This is a genomic window from Pelagibacterium limicola (assembly GCF_015694405.1).
Classification (GTDB): Bacteria; Pseudomonadota; Alphaproteobacteria; order Rhizobiales; family Devosiaceae; genus Pelagibacterium; species Pelagibacterium limicola.
The window spans coordinates 62,698-78,633 of sequence record NZ_JADQDB010000011.1 but is presented as its reverse complement, the minus strand read 5'-3'; the positions used below and the strand labels follow the sequence as shown (position 1 = coordinate 78,633).

The following is a 15,936-nucleotide window of genomic DNA, read 5'->3' as shown; positions in this document are numbered from 1 at the left end:
CGCCGACAGCGCCAAAGCGTTACACCCCTTCGAACATGCGCTGGCGCGCATTCAAAATATGCTGCTGCATGGCTTTGCTGGCCTGTTCGGGATCGCGTCGGCGGATCGCCTCTACAATTGCTACGTGCTCGTCCTGAACGGCATTTGAGCGTTCGCGCGTACGCATGAGGCTCAAATGGCGCGTGATGTTCATACCTGCCGCGATATGCGGCGCGAGCGAGCGTTGCACAGAAATGTAGTATTGATTACGTGTCGCGCTCGCGATTGCTTCATGAAAGCTGCGATCCTCATTGATTCCGAGATCGCCTCTACCGACACAAGCCTCAAGGGCGTGAAGGGAGTCCTCAATCTTCTTGAGATCTTCCGGCTGCCATTTCTCGGCAGCCAATCCCGCCGCCGCGGCTTCGAGCCCGGCACGGAATTCGAAACAACGTTGCACGTCTCCGAGCGAACTGACCTGCTTCAACTGCAGCACTGCGATGTCGGGCTGGCGCTGGACGTAGGAGCCGGAGCCTTGCCGGGAAACGATAACACCGTCCTCGCGAAGCCGACCGAGGGCCTCTCGAACGACAGGCCTCGAGACGCCGAAGCGTTCGGATAATTCCGATTCAGAGGGCAGGCGACTGTTCAGCTCGAGATCGCCTTGGGCGATCAAGGTTACGATCCCATCGTAAATCACGTCGCTGAGGCGCGTAGGAGCCGTGCTCTCCGGAGTCAAAATTGCGCTACGGCTGTCATCCACGGTCGACACCTTTGCTACGTTTCCATTGTTGAGAGGGACCATTTCCATGCGTATTTGTCAATAGTTGTAACGCGCCAATCATCCCGCCGGGTGTGGAGGCAGTTCGTGTGTAAAGACGTCCTTTTGCGTAATCGCGTTGAGCATCTCCTCGCCCGCCAGGTAGCGCGCAATGTTATCCAGTATCATCGCCATCGAACGCTGCCTTTTGTCGGGCTGCGCCGGCGTCATATGCGGGGTTATGATAACGTTTTCCTCATCCCATAAAGGTGAACCCGTCGGTAAAGGCTCCTTGGTGAATACATCAAGGCCGGCCCCCGCTATTTCTCCTGAACGAAGCGCATCGACCAAGGCTTCTTCATCGATTACCGCGCCGCGCGACATGTTAATGATGAAGGCTGATTTCTTCATCCTTGCAAATTGCGGCGCGGCGAACATGTGATAGGTGGCATCGGTAAGTTTGGTCGCCAGCATGATCACATCCGCCTGTTCGACGAGAGGATCGAGACTGTCGCCACGTTCCGCACATAGCATTACATCGACAGTGGAAGGTGCTGGAACGACGCTTCGGGTATAGACAACTACGTTCATCTGAAACGCCCTGCCAAGCGCCGCCATTTCTGCTCCTGTGTTGCCAAAGCCAACGACGCCGAGCGTCTTGCCGGGGAGGCCTTGCCTGCCTTCGTAGCCTGGAATGCCGCGCCAAATGTGTGCGGCCTGATTTTCAATAAGCTTTTTTGCGTCAAAGGTTAAAGCAAGGGCGAAATAGAATGCGTGCTGCGCGAGGGCTGACGCGGATCGCCCGGCGGCTCCGGTAACGATCATGCCCTTTTCGAATGCCTCTTTACGTGCGGAACGCGTAAGACCCGAATGATCGCAGTGAACCCATTTCAGAAATGGAGCGGCAATGTAGCGGTCGTCAATATCCTCTGGGATAATCGCAACATCGGCTCGCTTCAATGCTTGCTCTATTGCCTGGTCATCTTTGGAAGAACAGTGGATGAATTCCGCTGACGCTACCGCGCGTCGCAATTGCTCGATTTCTTCGGCCTCATAGGGAACTGTTGCCAACACAACTTTGATTTCCCGAACACCCACAGGAGGGAGGTGACATTCCGTATGCGGCATCTTTGTTTAGTTTTCCCTCATTGCTGCCCTTTGAAAAGCAGGCCGTTAAAGATCAGAAGCTTCCCTATTGAACTTTCACTGGTGCGAACCTATTAGGCCTAGCAGATATTAAAAATTACAACTTACAATGAATATTGTCAACTTTTAATGCGGCCATCGTCGTCTCGGCTCCTCACGCAGTGTCGGCCATATGATCTCAGCAAGGTTGGCGAGCAAAACAGTCCCAAGATACTGAGGTATGGTCACGAAAATGGTTGCCGCGGCGCGCCACACGGCTATCGACCTCGCTATCTTCGGTCCTGGTTGGGATTCTAATCTAGGTTGTGATTAGTCGTTTCGACGTCCCGCGACAGTTCCTTGAGGAATCTGTCTCCGGTTGCAAGACGCTTGCCGAGCATCTGCATGAAACCCTCGAAGCGCTCCACGCCCTTGGCTCGAGCCGCGTCCTTTCCGGCCTCCGGGATCGGCGGTGTGATGGTCAGCCAGAAGCGGATGAAGAGCGAGAGGGTCTCGCCGAGGATGGCAAGATCTTCGTCCAGCCCGTCGATTTGGCGACCAAGCTTGTCGAGGCGGCGCGACATGGCCGCTTCCAGCCGATCCGCCGTGTCCCCGGACAGGAATGAGGCGACGGCCGCCTCGATGATCGCGGACTTTGACACCTTGCGCCGCAACGACAACGCCTCGACCTGTTTCAACAATTCCGGATCGAAATAGACATTCATGCGCGCGCGTTTGGTCACGGGGATTCCTTCAAAGCTCGATGCCGTCATCGGGGTTCATCGACGCCTGCCGCGCGACCACGCGCATGCGGGAGCGCAGGGCGCGGGCCTTGGCGGCGTCTACATCGGGTTCGTCGTCCAGGATGTCGAATTCCCGCGCCGGAGAAGGCGGCGGCGGGACGACCTCCTCATGCTCGGGCAGTTCCGGTTCGCGGCGGATGCCAGCATTGGCCGGATCACCGGGGGCGCCTTCTGTGGCGCCCGATGCCGATCGGTCTGCCGCTGCAATCACGCGGCGCGACCAGTCGTCGGTTGTGGGCGCCGGTGCGCAAGCCGGCCCGGCGGCCGGGTCGGGCGGCGTAAGGACACGTTCCGTGAACCGCGCATCCTCGTAGTAGCGGGCCTTGGTGGCGCGGATCGGGGGCGTGCCCGCCACCATGACGATTTCGTCGGTGGGCGGAAGCTGCATGATCTCGCCGGGTGTCATCAATGGCCGCGCGGTTTCCTGCCGCGAGACCATCAGATGGCCCAGCCAGGGCGCGAGCCGATGCCCGGCATAGTTGGTGGAGTCGCGCAACTCGGTCGCGGTGCCGAGCGAGTCGGACACGCGCTTTGCCGTGCGTTCATCATTGGTGGCGAAGGCAACGCGAACATGACAGTTGTCGAGAATGGAATTGTTCTGCCCGTAGGCGCGCTCGATCTGGTTGAGGCTTTGCGCGATCAGGAAACTCTTCAGACCGTAGCCGGCCATGAAGGCGAGCGCCGATTCAAAGAAGTCGAGCCGGCCGAGCGCCGGGAACTCGTCCAGCATCAACAGCAGGCGATGACGTTTCCCGGATGTCGTCAGTTCTTCGGTGAGCCTGCGGCCGATCTGATTGAGGATCAGGCGAATAAGCGGCTTGGTGCGGTTTATGTCGGACGGCGGCACGACAAGGTAGAGCGTGACAGGCTGGCCGCTGCCAACCAGATCGGCGATGCGCCAGTCGCAGCGCGACGTGACGCGCGCCACGACCGGATCGCGGTAGAGGCCGAGAAACGACATGGCGGTGCTGAGCACGCCGGAGCGCTCGTTCTCACTCTTGTTCAGCAATTCGCGCGCAGCGGACGCGACGACGTGGTGAACGCCGGCTTCGCCCAGATGCGGCGTGTCCATCATCGCGCGCAAGGTGGCTTCGACCGGGCGGCGCGGGTCGGACAGGAAGTTGGCGACGCCGGCCAGAGTCTTGTCGGGTTCGGCATAGAGAACGTGCAGGATCGCACCCACCAGCAGTGCGTGAGAGGTCTTTTCCCAGTGGTTGCGCTTGTCGAGGCTGCCTTCGGGATCGACGAGGATGTCGGCGATGTTCTGCACATCGCGGACTTCCCATTCGCCCATCGGCCTCTCGCATACCGCCACCGTCAGGTTGGTCGACAAGCTAGAAGCTCAGGGGTTGGTTGTCGGCCGCCAGCTGCTGGACCGACGATCCGTCGAATTGACACTGACCGCAGAGGGCAAGGCCTACGCAAGGACTCTCCTAGCACAGCGCTGCCTGGCGACCGGCACAATCGTCGAACTCCTCGGCTCCGACGAGCAACATGAACTAACTCGCCTCCTCGAAAAAATACTGCAGCGTCTGGCAGGTCAGCCGTCCAGCAGAGGCCATCTCTGCCGCCTTTGCGACGAGATGGCATGCCCACCGCAAGACTGCCCGGTCCATCACGCTCACAGTCATGCTTAGCGGCGATCTTAGTGGGCGAGCCCTGCTCATATGATCAGCCCAAGCCCTAAGGATGTCACGAATGACCATTCCAACCACACGGCGAATGGCCGCTTCGCGCCTCCCCACTCGAACGTTGAGCGTCGCGGGCCACCGTCACAGCGGCCCATGAATGGGTGTCATGCTCAGCCGCGCAAATTTGATTAGTCAGTTGGTCGACCTGGGCTTGGGCGGGCGCATGCCCTCATGGTGCATGCCAGCCTACGTCGCATAGGAACGATCGAGGGCGGCACTGATACGCTGCTCGATGCGCTGTTCGAAAGCCGTGACCCGGTTGGGACGCTGCTGATGGCGCTAGGAACCGATGGCGAAGTCCCCCTCGACGCCTTGATATTACCGGCCGAAAGGGACATCGGCAACTGAGCCTCGTCTAGGAATGTCTGGGGAGTTAGCAGGTCTCTGCCATTGAATTCGACCCGCGATCGCAAGCAGCCCGGCGGTTAGACGACGATTGACCAAAAAGAACATCACGTAGGTGGCCAACGAGAACGCCGCGTCTCTGTCGCGGGTGGCGAAGTCACTAAGAACCGGTTCAGACAGGAAGTTCGCTTTCCTAGTTCATGCACGATTTCGGAGGGTTATAGCGTAGACGAAGTTATCATCATCGCCCGGCGCGGTGCGCCAATTTTTTCAACGACTTGGTGATTTTGCCAGTCTGGCGTTTTCCTGCAGGAAGCACATAGGGAGCGCGGCGAAGGCCCCCTTGGCCTCGGTCTTTGTGAGACGAGACGACACCAGCGGCGGATGGAAGCCTTTTTCCAGACGTGTAGCCGCTCGGTGCTGGTCGGACGTACACGTTGGATCGACGACAACCGGCTTCCTATTGCCTCGTCCGCCCCCTCGAAATAACCATCAAGGGATCACGTATTGCGGGTAGGAACGAAATCGCCTGTCGCCGCTTCACACCACAAATCGTTCAACTCTCCAAATCGAGTGATCAACGGGAGACGAGCATTGGCTGACTACGAGCTTCTATATTGGTCGGTGCCCTTTCGCGGTCAATTCGTGCGCGCCGTGCTCGCCTTTGCCGGCAGGACATGGATAGAGGGAGGCGATGCGAAGATATCTCGGCTCATGGAGGGTTCAGTGTGTGACATGCCCGTACCCTTCATGGGACCGCCAGTATTGATCGACCATAAGGCCCAGGTGGCCCTCGCCGAGATGCCGGCCATCGTCTTCTATCTGGCTGAAACACTCGACCTGATGCCGAACGACCCCGAGCGTCGCGCCATGACGATGAAGATCGCCAACGACGCCAATGACGTCATAGATGAGATAACGTTGAACGGGGGCGATCACATGTGGACCGAGAAACGCTGGACGACATACAGGCCCAGGCTGGCGAAGTGGATGAGCATCTGGGAGGACACTGGTCGACGCTACGGGCTTGATCGGACCACTGGCTATATCCTCGGAGGCCAGGCACCAGGGATCGCCGATGTGATCACAGCCACACTCTGGACCACCATGGTCAAGCGTTTCAGCAAGGTCCGCGAACTGTTCGAAGAGACGGCGCCCATGACGGCCGCACTGAGCAAGCGCATTTCGTCCCTCCCACCACTTGTCGAACTCGCGGAGAAGTCGCAGCGGGAGTACGGGGATGCATACGCCGGCGGGCAGATAGGCGCGTCGATGGCAAAGATGCTCAACGACTGATCACGAAATTCCCAGGTCGGGGGCCAAATGGACCGCAGTTCTTGGAAAGCGGCAGAAGGCAATGGAACGACACCAAAGGGTCGGAAGCGGACATTTGTGTAACCATCGTACTTGGCATTCCGAGTGATGTTCACGGCTTAGGTGTTGGCCGTTCTGTTCTGACCGGCGCGCCAATGTATTCAATGACTGGATGATTTTAAACCGTCCTCTTGCCGGGAACAGCGAGCACTCCGTCTTTGTGGATGTTGCCAGGGCTCTGTATTGTGAATAAGCAGCACTGGGGCTCCAATAAAGAAATTCAGTAAAATGGTCACTCTCAAGCAAATCGCGGCCGCCGTTGGCGTATCGACCACGACGGTATCGAGGGTTCTCAATTTCGATTCGACGCTTTCAATTTCCGAGAAAAAGCGGCAGGCCATCGTCGAGACCGCGGAAGCGCTGAATTATCTCACGCCCCGCAACCGCAAACGCACCTCTCAGTCCGGGATGCACAAAGTTGTCGTCGTCCATTTTCTCAGGCCCGATCAGGAACTGGCGGATCCCTATTACGTCGGGATGCGGTTGGGAATCGAAAGTCGATGTCACGCCAAGAAGATCGAGACGGTAACGGTCTACCATAACGAAGGTCTGCCCGACGCCACTCTGATCCGCAGCGCATCGGGGGTCGTCGTCATCGGTCGGCACGATGAGGAGGAGATTGCCTGGCTCGCCGAAAATGCACGGCATCTCGTCTTTGCCGACTATGCGCCGGCGTCCGACGAAATCGATGCTGTCCGATCGGACCTTGGACTTGCGATGCGCAAGCTCCTCAAGGCCTTGACCGGCGCGGGGTACAAGCGCATCGGTTTTGTCGGTTGGGACGATGTCTATAACGGCGTCCGGCGCGTGCAGTTGGAAGCGCGATGCCGGGCCTACATGGAGTGGATGAAGGAGGCGGGTCTGTTCGACGAGCGTCTCTGTCGCGTCGAGCGGAACACCGAAGAATGCGGCTACCGGCTGACTCGGGCCTTGTTGCAGGAAACCCGTCGGCCGGATGCATTGGTCGCGGGGAACGACAATATGGCGGTGGGCGCCTACCGTGCGATCCATGAGGCCGGGCTTCGTATCCCCGAGGATATCGCGGTCGCCAGTTTCAACGATATTTCCGTTGCCCAGTTCCTTAACCCGCCCCTCTCGACCGTCAGGCTGCCATTCGAGGAAATCGGGGAAACTGCGGTTGATTTGCTGATCGAGCGCGCACGCGGCCGGACGCTGGCCAAGCGGGTCACCCTCGCGTCCACCCTGATTTTTCGCGGCAGTACGGCCGTTCCGGCCAGTTCCCCCGTAATGCCGAATACGGAGTAGGAAAAATTTACTAAATTATTGCAGGCGAGTTGTTTCTCCGTTAACACTATCGGCCTGGGCCGGAGAGGATCGGTCCGCTCATAGGGAGGAGATAATGAAACTCAAGGCAAAGGCCCGGAGCTTCGCTCAGGGCGTCATAATGGCGGGAATCAGCGTTTTTGCCGTTTCGGCGGCTCAGGCCGAGGACGTGACCGTCTGGGCGTGGGATCCCAATTTCAACGGCGCTGCAATGCAGCTTGCAGCCGAGCACTACAAGCGCACAAACCCCGATTTCAATCTGGTGTTCGAGGTATTCGCCCGCGAGGAAGTCGAACAGAAACTCCAGACCCAACTGGCCGCCGGCACGACGCAGGGCCTGCCGGATATCGTGCTGATCGAGGACTATAGCGCTCAAAAGTTCCTGCTATCGTTCCCCGGTGCGTTCGAGCCGCTCAACGACACGCTCGATTATAGCCAGTTTGCCGATTACAAGGTGCAACTCGCGACGGTAGGAGACCAGACCTATTCGGTGCCCTTCGACTCCGGGGTGACCGGCTGGTTCTACCGCTCGGATATCCTGGAAGAGGCCGGGTACGGCGCCGACGACCTCGAGAACATCACCTGGAACCGCTTCATCGAGATCGCAAAGGACGTTCACGCCAAAACCGGAAAGCCCATGCTTTCGCTCGATCTCAATGATCCGGGGATGATCGTGGTCATGCTCCAATCTACGGGCAGCTGGTTCTTCGATGACAACGGCGAACTCAATCTCGTCAACAATCCAGCCTTCCGCGCCGTCATGGAAACCTATGGCGAAATTCTCCAGACGCCGGAGATTTACAAGGTCGTCAACGGCTGGGCCGAATATACCAGTTCGTTCACCGGCGGAGATGTCGCCTCGACGATCACCGGGGTGTGGATTACCGGAACGATCAAGGCGGCGGATATGCCCGGCCAGTGGGCCGTGGCGCCCATTCCGCGCATCGAGGGTGTCGAAGGCGCGCGGAACGCCTCAAATCTTGGCGGCTCGAGCTGGTATGTTCTTGCCTCGTCCGACAACATGGAGACCACCAAGGATTTTCTTGCCACCGTCTGGGGCAACGATATCGATTTCTATCAGGAGATTCTTGTGGGGCAGGGCGCCGTCGGATCACTCCTCCGGGTCCGTGAAGGTGAAGCCTATCAATCCTCCGACGATTATTACGGTGGGCAGCCTGTCTGGCAGAACTTCTCCCAGTGGTTGGGCGAAATCCCCGGGGTCGACTTCGGCATCTTCACCTACGAGGTGCGCTCGGCCATCGCCACCCAGCTTCCCGATATCGCCAATGGTGGCGACATCGACCAGGCCATCCAGCGGGCCGAAGCTGAAGCCCGCGTCCTGACGCAGTAACTTTGCTTTCCGCGCGCGGGGCAGTCCTTCGTGCGCGGAACCGTCTCATGGGAGGGAGTCGGGTGGTGCAGACACGCCTTGGACGCAATGAAAGCATCAGTGGCTGGATGTTCGTGACGCCCGCGCTGGTTCTCGTCGGGCTTTTCATGATCTGGCCAATCCTCTGGTCGCTCTGGATGAGCTTCCAGACGGGCCGCGGCATGAATTTGAGCTTTGGCGGCCTTGCCAACATCCAGCGGCTGGGCGCTGACCCCATATTCCTGACCGCGCTTACCAACACGCTGATCTTCCTTGCCATTCAGGTCCCCATAATGATCCTGTTGGCGTTGGTTTTCGCGGTCCTGCTCAATTCGCCACGCATATGGGGGAGGGGGTTTTTCCGCACGGCAATCTTTCTGCCGGCCGTGACCTCGCTTGTCGCTTATTCCATCCTGTTCAAATCGATGTTCGCCACCGACGGGCTGATGAACCACGTGGCCGTCGGACTTGGTCTGATCCCGGCGCCGATTTCCTGGCTCGGGCACCCCTTCTGGGCCAAGGTCGTCATCATTCTCGCCATCACATGGCGCTGGACCGGCTACAACATGATCTTTTATCTCGCCGCGCTCCAGAACATCGACAAATCGATCTACGAGGCGGCACGCATCGATGGAATACCAGCATGGGCCCAGTTCTTCCACATCACGATTCCGATGCTCAAGCCGGTAATCGTCTTTACGACGATCATCTCGACCATTGGCACTCTGCAGCTGTTCGACGAGGTGCAGAACATCACGCAAGGCGGCCCTTCGAATGCCACGCTGACGCTGTCCCAATACATCTATAATCTCACCTTCCGCTTCATGCCTTCGTTCGGCTATGCGGCGACCGTCTCCTATGTCATCGTCCTGCTCGTGGCGATCCTGAGCTTTATCCAGTTCCGCGTTGCGAGGGAACGCCGATGACCGGTGTCGGGTTTGCCAAGGAAACGGGAACCCTTGCCGCGGCGGGACAATACCGTCGTCCAGCGCGGTTCCAACCGCTGCGGTTTCTCAAGGGCGTCTTCGTCTACGGTTTGCTCTCGCTCGCTGCGTTCGTCTCGATCTTTCCGTTTTACTGGATGCTTGTGGGCACCACCAATTCTGCGGTGGACATCGTCCGGGGGAAGGCGAATTTCGGTGATCATTTCTGGATCAATGTCACCAACCTGTTCGCGCAGGTCGATATCCCGCGGGTGCTGTTCAATTCGTTCTTTATCTCGATCCTCGCCACCGTCCTGACGCTGGTCATCTCGTCAGCGGCCGGCTATGCCTTTGAAGTCTTCCGCTCGCGCTTTCGCGAGCGCATCTTCGCAGCGCTTCTGCTTATGCTGTCGATCCCGTTCGCCGCGCTGATGGTGCCGCTGTTCGTCATGATGGCCGGCGTGGGCCTGATCAACACCTACACGGCCGTAATCGCCCCGGCGATCGCCAACATCTTTATCATTTTCTATTTCCGCCAGGCCACCAAGGCGTTTCCCAGCGAGCTGCGCGACGCCGCCAGGATCGACGGCCTCAAGGAATGGCAGATTTTCCTGCGGGTCTATTTTCCGGTCATGCAATCGACCTACGCCGCTGCGACCATCATCGTTTTTATGCTCAATTGGAACAATTACCTCTGGCCGCTGATCGTACTGCAGACAAATGACATGAAGACGATGGTCCTCGTCATTTCCTCGCTGGCTTCGGCCTATGTTCCCGACTATGGCGTCGTGATGGTGGCAACGGTCATCACCACGCTTCCCACCCTCGTCATCTTCTTTATTCTCCAGCGGCTGTTCGTGCAGGGAATGCTGGGCTCGGTCAAATAGGATTTCTCAGTTCATGCGCACGGTTACAAATTTCAACGACGGCTGGCTGTTCGAGGGACGGGAGGAAGTGCGTCTGCCCCATTCTGCAGTCGAACTGCCCTTTTCTTATTTCGACGAGCGCGTCTACCAGCGCCCCTTCACCTATGAAAAGCGCTTCACGGCCGATGCGGCTTGGCGCGGACGCGACGCCGTCATCGTGTTCGATGGCGTCATCGCCAACACGCGCGTTGAACTCAACGGCGAGGTCATCGCCGAACACAAGGACGGCTATACGCCCTTTGAGGCAAGGCTTACGGACAGACTGTCGGATGGAGAGAATGTTCTGACTGTCCATATCGACGGCAGTGAGAATCCGGAAATTCCACCGTTCGGCGGCATGATCGACTACCTCACCTATGCCGGTATCTATCGCGATGTATGGCTGAGAGTGACCGATCCGGTGTCGCTGGCCAACGTCAAGATCGAAACGCCCGATGTGCTGGCCGGGAATAAGATCGTCCGGATCATGGCCGAACTGAGCAATCCCAACCGAGTGCCGCTCGACGGCGAACTGACGGCGGTTCTCAAGGATGCCACGGGAACCGAAATCGCGCGTACCCGATCGTCAGTGACCGGTGAAAAGGTCGAGATGTCGCTGGAAGGTCTCGGTTCGATCCGCCTTTGGGACGTCGATAGCCCGGTCCTCTATACGCTTGTTCTCGCGCTCGAGACGGCGAACGGCAAGGATGCGACATCCACCCGGTTCGGCTTCCGCGATGTCGCCTTCAACACCGAAGGCTTCTGGCTCAATGGCCGGAAACTGCAACTGCGTGGGCTCAACCGCCACCAGTCGTTTCCCTATGCCGGATATGCGATGGGGCGGTCAGCCCAGATCCGCGATGCCGAAATTCTCAAACACGAACTCAAGCTCAACATGGTGCGCACCTCGCACTACCCGCAATCGACCTACTTCCTAGACCGTTGTGACGAAATCGGCCTGCTCGTCTTTGAAGAAATCCCGGGCTGGCAGCATATCGGCGGCCAAGCCTGGCAGGCCGAGTCCGTAGAGAACGTGCGGAGGATGATACGGCGCGACTGGAATCATCCCTCGATCGTCATGTGGGGCGTTCGCATCAACGAGTCTGCCGATAACCACGAATTCTATCTCAAGACCAATGCGGCGGCGCGCGAGCTCGATATCACCCGGCCGACGGCCGGCGTGCGCTGCATCACCGACAGCGAACTGCTCGAAGACGTCTATACGATGAACGACTTCATGCTCGGCCATGAGGAACTGGGCGGCAACCGCCCCCGCACGCCTCTGCGTCCCCAGCGCGAAGTCACCGGCCTCGATCACCGGGTGCCCTATATGGTGACGGAATTCAACGGGCACATGTACCCTACCAAATCATACGACCAGGAGCAGCGTCAGGCCGAGCATGTTCGGCGGCATCTCGAAGTGCTGAACGCCGCTTATGGCGACCCCGAAATCGCCGGGGCAATCGGCTGGTGCGCATTCGATTACAATACCCACAAGGATTTCGGATCGGGCGACAGGATTTGCTATCACGGGGTCATGGACATGTTCCGCGAACCCAAGTTCGCCGCCTATGTTTATGCCAGCCAGTGCGAGCCGTCCGAAGAAGTCATCCTCAAGCCGGTCACGTTGTGGGCCCGGGGCGAGCGCAACATCGGCGGCGTCCTGCCGCTGATCATCCTCACCAATTGCGATGAGGTGGAGCTGCAGTACGGCGACAACCCGCCCAAGCGCGTGGTACCGGACCGTGAGAACTACCCCCACCTGCCGCATCCGCCGGTGGTGATAGATCATCGCCACGTCTCCCAGTCGGAAATCGGCAGTTGGGGCTGGTTGTGGCAGCATGGGACGATCACCGGGTTTCTTGATGGAAAGACGGTGGCGACAGCCCGGTTCACGGCCGATCCCAAGCCGACGCGCCTCGAGGTCATTGCCGATACCTCCTGGGTTGAACGCCATGAAACGGTGCGCGTCGTCGTGCGGGTCCTGGACCAGGCTGGCAATAAGCTGCCGTACCTCTTCGATCCCGTGACGATAGCGCTCGAGGGGCCGGCCAAATTGATCGGCCCCGACGTGGTTCCCGTTCTCGGTGGTTCCACGGGGTTCTGGCTCAGGAGCACAGGCGCAGGCCCGATACAGGCACGCGTCTCACACGCACGCATCGGGTCGGTAACGATCGACCTGACGGCGCGATAGGGGGAGGGAATGAGTGGGGTCGAGCTAAAGGGTGTAAGGAAGTCCTACGGGGCGCTAGAGGTGATCCGGGGGGTTGATCTCGAAATCAAGCCCAAGGAATTCGTCGTATTCGTCGGACCGTCCGGGTGCGGCAAGTCCACCTTGTTGCGCATCATCGCCGGTCTCGAAACGATCTCGCAAGGCGACGTCATCATCGGCGACAGGGTGGTCAACGACGTTGACCCGTCCAAACGCGGCATCGCGATGGTGTTCCAGTCCTACGCGCTCTATCCGCACATGACGGTGCGCGACAACATGGGCTTTGCCTTGCGCTTTGCCGGTGTGCCCAAGTCCGAGATCGAGCGGCAAGTGCGCGAAGCGGCACGGATCCTCGAACTTGAGAACCTGCTCGATCGTCGTCCCAAGGAGCTCTCGGGTGGCCAGCGTCAGCGCGTCGCCATCGGGCGCGCCATCGTCCGACATCCGGAGGTTTTCCTCTTCGATGAGCCGCTCTCCAATCTCGATGCGGAACTGCGCGTGCACATGCGCATTGAAATCGCGCGCCTGCACAAGGAACTCCAGACCACCATCATCTACGTGACCCACGACCAGGTCGAGGCGATGACCCTGGCCGACAAGATTGTCGTGTTGCGCGACGGGGTAATCGAACAGGTCGGCACACCGCTCGATCTTTACGACGATCCCGCGAACCAGTTTGTCGCCGGCTTCATCGGGTCGCCGAAAATGAATTTCCTCGAAGGCGTCGTGGAAAACGGGAGCCTGTTGCTGGCCCATTACGATGGCCAGAAAATTCCCCTGGGGCCGGTCTCTGGAAAGGTGCCGGACGGAACCAGGCTTGTCGCAGGGATCAGGCCCGAGCATTTCGGCCCGAACGGCTCGGCTCGGCTCGCCGTGACCGCCGAGATCGTCGAGCACCTCGGAGGAGAAACCTTCGTATATGCTGGCAATGGCGGGCGGGAAATCCTCACCGTGGGAATGCACGATGGTCGCGCTTTCAAGCCAGGTGACAAATTCGAGGCCGCGTTCGATCCTGCCAAACTGATGTTTTTCGATTCTCAGGGCCTTAGGGTCAGCTAGCCTTGGGAAACAGCCCGACCGACAGACCGGCTGGCGGTAATTCCGTTCGCCGATACAATAGATAGAAAGGCCGATTTGAGATGTCACTGCCCGCCAAGGTCCGCTGGGGTATTCTGGGTCCCGGTGCCATAGCCCGCGCTTTTGCAGCCGGCCTGTCCCGATCCTCGTCGGGAGAACTGGTGGCGATAGGCGCCCGCAATCCGGACAAGTCCGGATATGACGAACACTTCCCGGGTGCTCGCGTTCTCGCGGGCTACGATGCTCTTCTTGCAGATCCCGAAGTGGAGGCCATCTATATAGCGACCCCGCATCCGTTGCACGTCGAGTGGGCCATCAAGGCCGCCGAGGCGGGCAAGCATGTGCTGTGCGAAAAGCCGATGGCGCTGACGGCTTTCGAGGCCGATGCCATGTTCCATGCCGCGCGCAAGGCGGGCACTTTCATGGGCGAGGCCGTCATGTATCGGCACCACCCCATGACCCAGGGGCTTCTCGATCTCATCGCTTCGGGCGATATCGGCGAGGTGCGCGCGATCAAATCGACGTTCGGCTTTGCCATGCCCAGTGTCATGCCCGAACACCGCCTTTATGCAAACGCGCTGGCTGGTGGAGGTATTCTCGACGTCGGCTGTTATCCCGTGTCGATGGCGCGGTTGATCGCGGCCGCTGTCGCCGGAAAACCCTTCCTCGAGCCAGACCTCGTGACCGGGGCTGCCCATCTGGGCGAAACCGGTGTCGACGAATGGGCCGCTGCCGTTCTCAAGTTTCCCAACGGAATTCTTGCCGAGGTTTCCTGTTCGGTTTCACTGGCACAGGACAACGTCCTGCGCGTGCTGGGCACGAAAGGCAGGCTGGAGGTCAAGGATTTCTGGTTCGCCACCGGGCGCACTGGCGGTACGAACCCCGTCAAGATCATACGCCCGGACGGCACGAGCGAAACGATCGAGTTTGCCGAACAACGCTGGCTCTATGCCTTTGAGGCCGAGGCAGCCTCCCAGGCTATTCGGGCCGGAAAAACCCAGTTCGATGCGCCTGGCATGAGCTGGGACGATACGCTAGGTAATCTAAGAGTCCTCGACAAATGGCGCCAAGCTGCTGGTCTGGAATACGAAATCGAAAGACCGACACTCCGAACGAAGACTCTCAAGGGCGAGAAGTTGGCGGTCAAAACGGACCGCATCGGGCAGATAGCCATTCCCGGCCTGAAAAAGTCCATTTCCCGCGTAGCGCTGGGCTTTGAGGATTTCCGTACCTTTTCGAGCGCGGCCATATTGCTCGATGCCTTCTATGAGACAGGCGGCAACGCGCTCGACACTGCCTTCATCTATGGCAACGGCATCACCGAATCCCTGCTCGGCGATTGGCATAGCTCGCGCGGCGTGCGCGATAATCTCGTGATCATCGGCAAGGGGTGCCACTCGCCGCTCACTTATCCCGACGTCATCGCCAAACAGCTCGATCGCAGCCTCGAGCGGCTCAAGACCGACCATGTCGATGTTTATTTCATGCACCGGGACAACCCCGATGTGCCGGTGGGCGAGTTTGTCGATGCGATGGACGCGGAAGTGAAACGCGGTCGTATCCGCGGCCCGTTCGGCGGCTCGAACTGGACCCGGGAGCGGTTCGACGAAGCGGTGGACTATGCCGATCGCAATGGCAAGACAGCCCCCGGCGCGCTTTCGAACAATTTTGCGCTCGCCGAAATGCAGGACCCGATCTGGGAAGGCTGTGTTGCCGCCTCGGACAAGGATTGGCGTACTTGGCTGGCTGCCCGGAATATCCCCAACTTCGCCTGGTCGAGCCAGGCGCGCGGCTTTTTTACCGACCTTGCGGGCCGCGATAAAACCGCCAACGCCGAACTGGTCCGCACCTGGTATTCGGAGGAAAACTTTTCGCGGCGGGATCGCGCCATCGAGATGGCACAGCGACTGGGCAAGAAGCCCATCCATGTTGCTCTGGCCTACTGCCTCGCGCAGCCTTTCCCGGTCGTTCCGCTCATCGGCCCAAGAACCTTGGCGGAGCTTGACGACAGCCTCGAGGCTCTCGATATCGCGCTCGAACCTGCCGATATTGCCTGGTTGCTTCAGGAGGAAGAAGAGTAGCGTTCTCG

General features: G+C 59.2%; 12 protein-coding genes and 1 pseudogene. 9 read left to right on the top strand and 4 right to left on the bottom strand.

Features of this window, described 5'->3' with window-relative positions:
* Positions 1-19: 19 nt before the first annotated feature.
* The 4 genes and pseudogenes from I2G20_RS16545 to traG all read right to left on the bottom strand — a co-directional run.
* Entirely contained in the window at positions 20-742 is a 723-nt protein-coding gene (locus tag I2G20_RS16545) for a FadR/GntR family transcriptional regulator (protein ID WP_425502659.1), read from the bottom strand.
* Between the two features lie 78 nt (positions 743-820).
* Positions 821-1,867 carry a D-2-hydroxyacid dehydrogenase gene (locus tag I2G20_RS16540; protein WP_196260846.1) on the bottom strand — a complete coding sequence of 349 codons (1,047 nt, stop codon included), beginning with the start codon at positions 1,865-1,867 and terminating at the stop codon, positions 821-823.
* A gap of 311 nt (positions 1,868-2,178) precedes the next feature.
* On the bottom strand, positions 2,179-2,637 hold the full coding sequence (locus I2G20_RS16535; RefSeq protein ID WP_207747667.1) for a ribbon-helix-helix domain-containing protein: 459 nt from the start codon (positions 2,635-2,637) through the stop codon (positions 2,179-2,181).
* Positions 2,618-3,958, bottom strand: a pseudogene (gene traG / locus I2G20_RS16530) (IncP-type conjugal transfer protein TraG); the annotation flags it as partial. The pseudogene traG and the gene I2G20_RS16535, both read right to left, overlap by 20 nt.
* Positions 3,959-4,529: 571 nt before the next feature.
* Here traG and I2G20_RS16525 point away from each other — a divergent pair.
* From I2G20_RS16525 to I2G20_RS16485, 9 genes are all read left to right on the top strand, one after another.
* Positions 4,530-4,706, top strand: a complete 177-nt coding sequence (locus I2G20_RS16525; RefSeq protein WP_196260844.1) for an AAC(3) family N-acetyltransferase — start codon at positions 4,530-4,532, stop codon at positions 4,704-4,706.
* 591 nt (positions 4,707-5,297) lie between these two features.
* Positions 5,298-5,999, top strand: a complete 702-nt coding sequence (locus I2G20_RS16520; protein WP_196260843.1) for a glutathione S-transferase — start codon at positions 5,298-5,300, stop codon at positions 5,997-5,999.
* Positions 6,000-6,305: 306 nt separating this feature from the next.
* Positions 6,306-7,343 carry a LacI family DNA-binding transcriptional regulator gene (locus I2G20_RS16515; RefSeq protein ID WP_196260842.1) on the top strand — a complete coding sequence of 346 codons (1,038 nt, stop codon included), beginning with the start codon at positions 6,306-6,308 and terminating at the stop codon, positions 7,341-7,343.
* A 94-nt stretch (positions 7,344-7,437) separates the two neighbouring features.
* Entirely contained in the window at positions 7,438-8,712 is a 1,275-nt protein-coding gene (locus I2G20_RS16510) for an ABC transporter substrate-binding protein (RefSeq protein WP_196260841.1), read from the top strand.
* 107 nt (positions 8,713-8,819) lie between these two features.
* The gene (locus tag I2G20_RS16505; RefSeq protein WP_425502658.1) at positions 8,820-9,656 is read left to right on the top strand and encodes a carbohydrate ABC transporter permease; all 837 of its coding nucleotides are present in this window, start codon (positions 8,820-8,822) and stop codon (positions 9,654-9,656) included.
* Complete coding sequence (locus tag I2G20_RS16500; protein WP_196260839.1) at positions 9,653-10,540, top strand: carbohydrate ABC transporter permease; 888 nt, start codon at positions 9,653-9,655, stop codon at positions 10,538-10,540. The genes I2G20_RS16505 and I2G20_RS16500 overlap by 4 nt, the downstream gene beginning before the upstream one ends.
* Before the next feature lie 13 nt (positions 10,541-10,553).
* Positions 10,554-12,752, top strand: coding sequence for a glycoside hydrolase family 2 protein (locus I2G20_RS16495; protein ID WP_196260838.1), 2,199 nt, complete (start codon positions 10,554-10,556; stop codon positions 12,750-12,752).
* A 9-nt stretch (positions 12,753-12,761) separates the two neighbouring features.
* Positions 12,762-13,829: an ABC transporter ATP-binding protein gene (locus tag I2G20_RS16490; RefSeq protein ID WP_196260837.1), complete on the top strand. Its 1,068-nt coding sequence runs from the start codon at positions 12,762-12,764 to the stop codon at positions 13,827-13,829.
* A gap of 80 nt (positions 13,830-13,909) precedes the next feature.
* Positions 13,910-15,928, top strand: coding sequence for an aldo/keto reductase (locus tag I2G20_RS16485; RefSeq protein ID WP_196260836.1), 2,019 nt, complete (start codon positions 13,910-13,912; stop codon positions 15,926-15,928).
* Positions 15,929-15,936: the final 8 nt, after the last annotated feature.

Excerpts from the sequence above, each read along its gene's own strand:
- I2G20_RS16540 (WP_196260846.1), bottom strand. The coding sequence starts at position 1,867 with ATGCCGCATACGGAATGTCACCTCCCTCCTGTGGGTGTTCGGGAAATC.
- I2G20_RS16535 (WP_207747667.1), bottom strand. The coding sequence starts at position 2,637 with ATGACGGCATCGAGCTTTGAAGGAATCCCCGTGACCAAACGCGCGCGC.
- I2G20_RS16525 (WP_196260844.1), top strand. The coding sequence starts at position 4,530 with ATGGTGCATGCCAGCCTACGTCGCATAGGAACGATCGAGGGCGGCACT.
- I2G20_RS16515 (WP_196260842.1), top strand. The coding sequence starts at position 6,306 with ATGGTCACTCTCAAGCAAATCGCGGCCGCCGTTGGCGTATCGACCACG.
- I2G20_RS16510 (WP_196260841.1), top strand. The coding sequence starts at position 7,438 with ATGAAACTCAAGGCAAAGGCCCGGAGCTTCGCTCAGGGCGTCATAATG.
- I2G20_RS16505 (WP_425502658.1), top strand. The coding sequence starts at position 8,820 with ATGTTCGTGACGCCCGCGCTGGTTCTCGTCGGGCTTTTCATGATCTGG.
- I2G20_RS16500 (WP_196260839.1), top strand. The coding sequence starts at position 9,653 with ATGACCGGTGTCGGGTTTGCCAAGGAAACGGGAACCCTTGCCGCGGCG.
- I2G20_RS16495 (WP_196260838.1), top strand. The coding sequence starts at position 10,554 with ATGCGCACGGTTACAAATTTCAACGACGGCTGGCTGTTCGAGGGACGG.
- I2G20_RS16490 (WP_196260837.1), top strand. The coding sequence starts at position 12,762 with ATGAGTGGGGTCGAGCTAAAGGGTGTAAGGAAGTCCTACGGGGCGCTA.
- I2G20_RS16485 (WP_196260836.1), top strand. The coding sequence starts at position 13,910 with ATGTCACTGCCCGCCAAGGTCCGCTGGGGTATTCTGGGTCCCGGTGCC.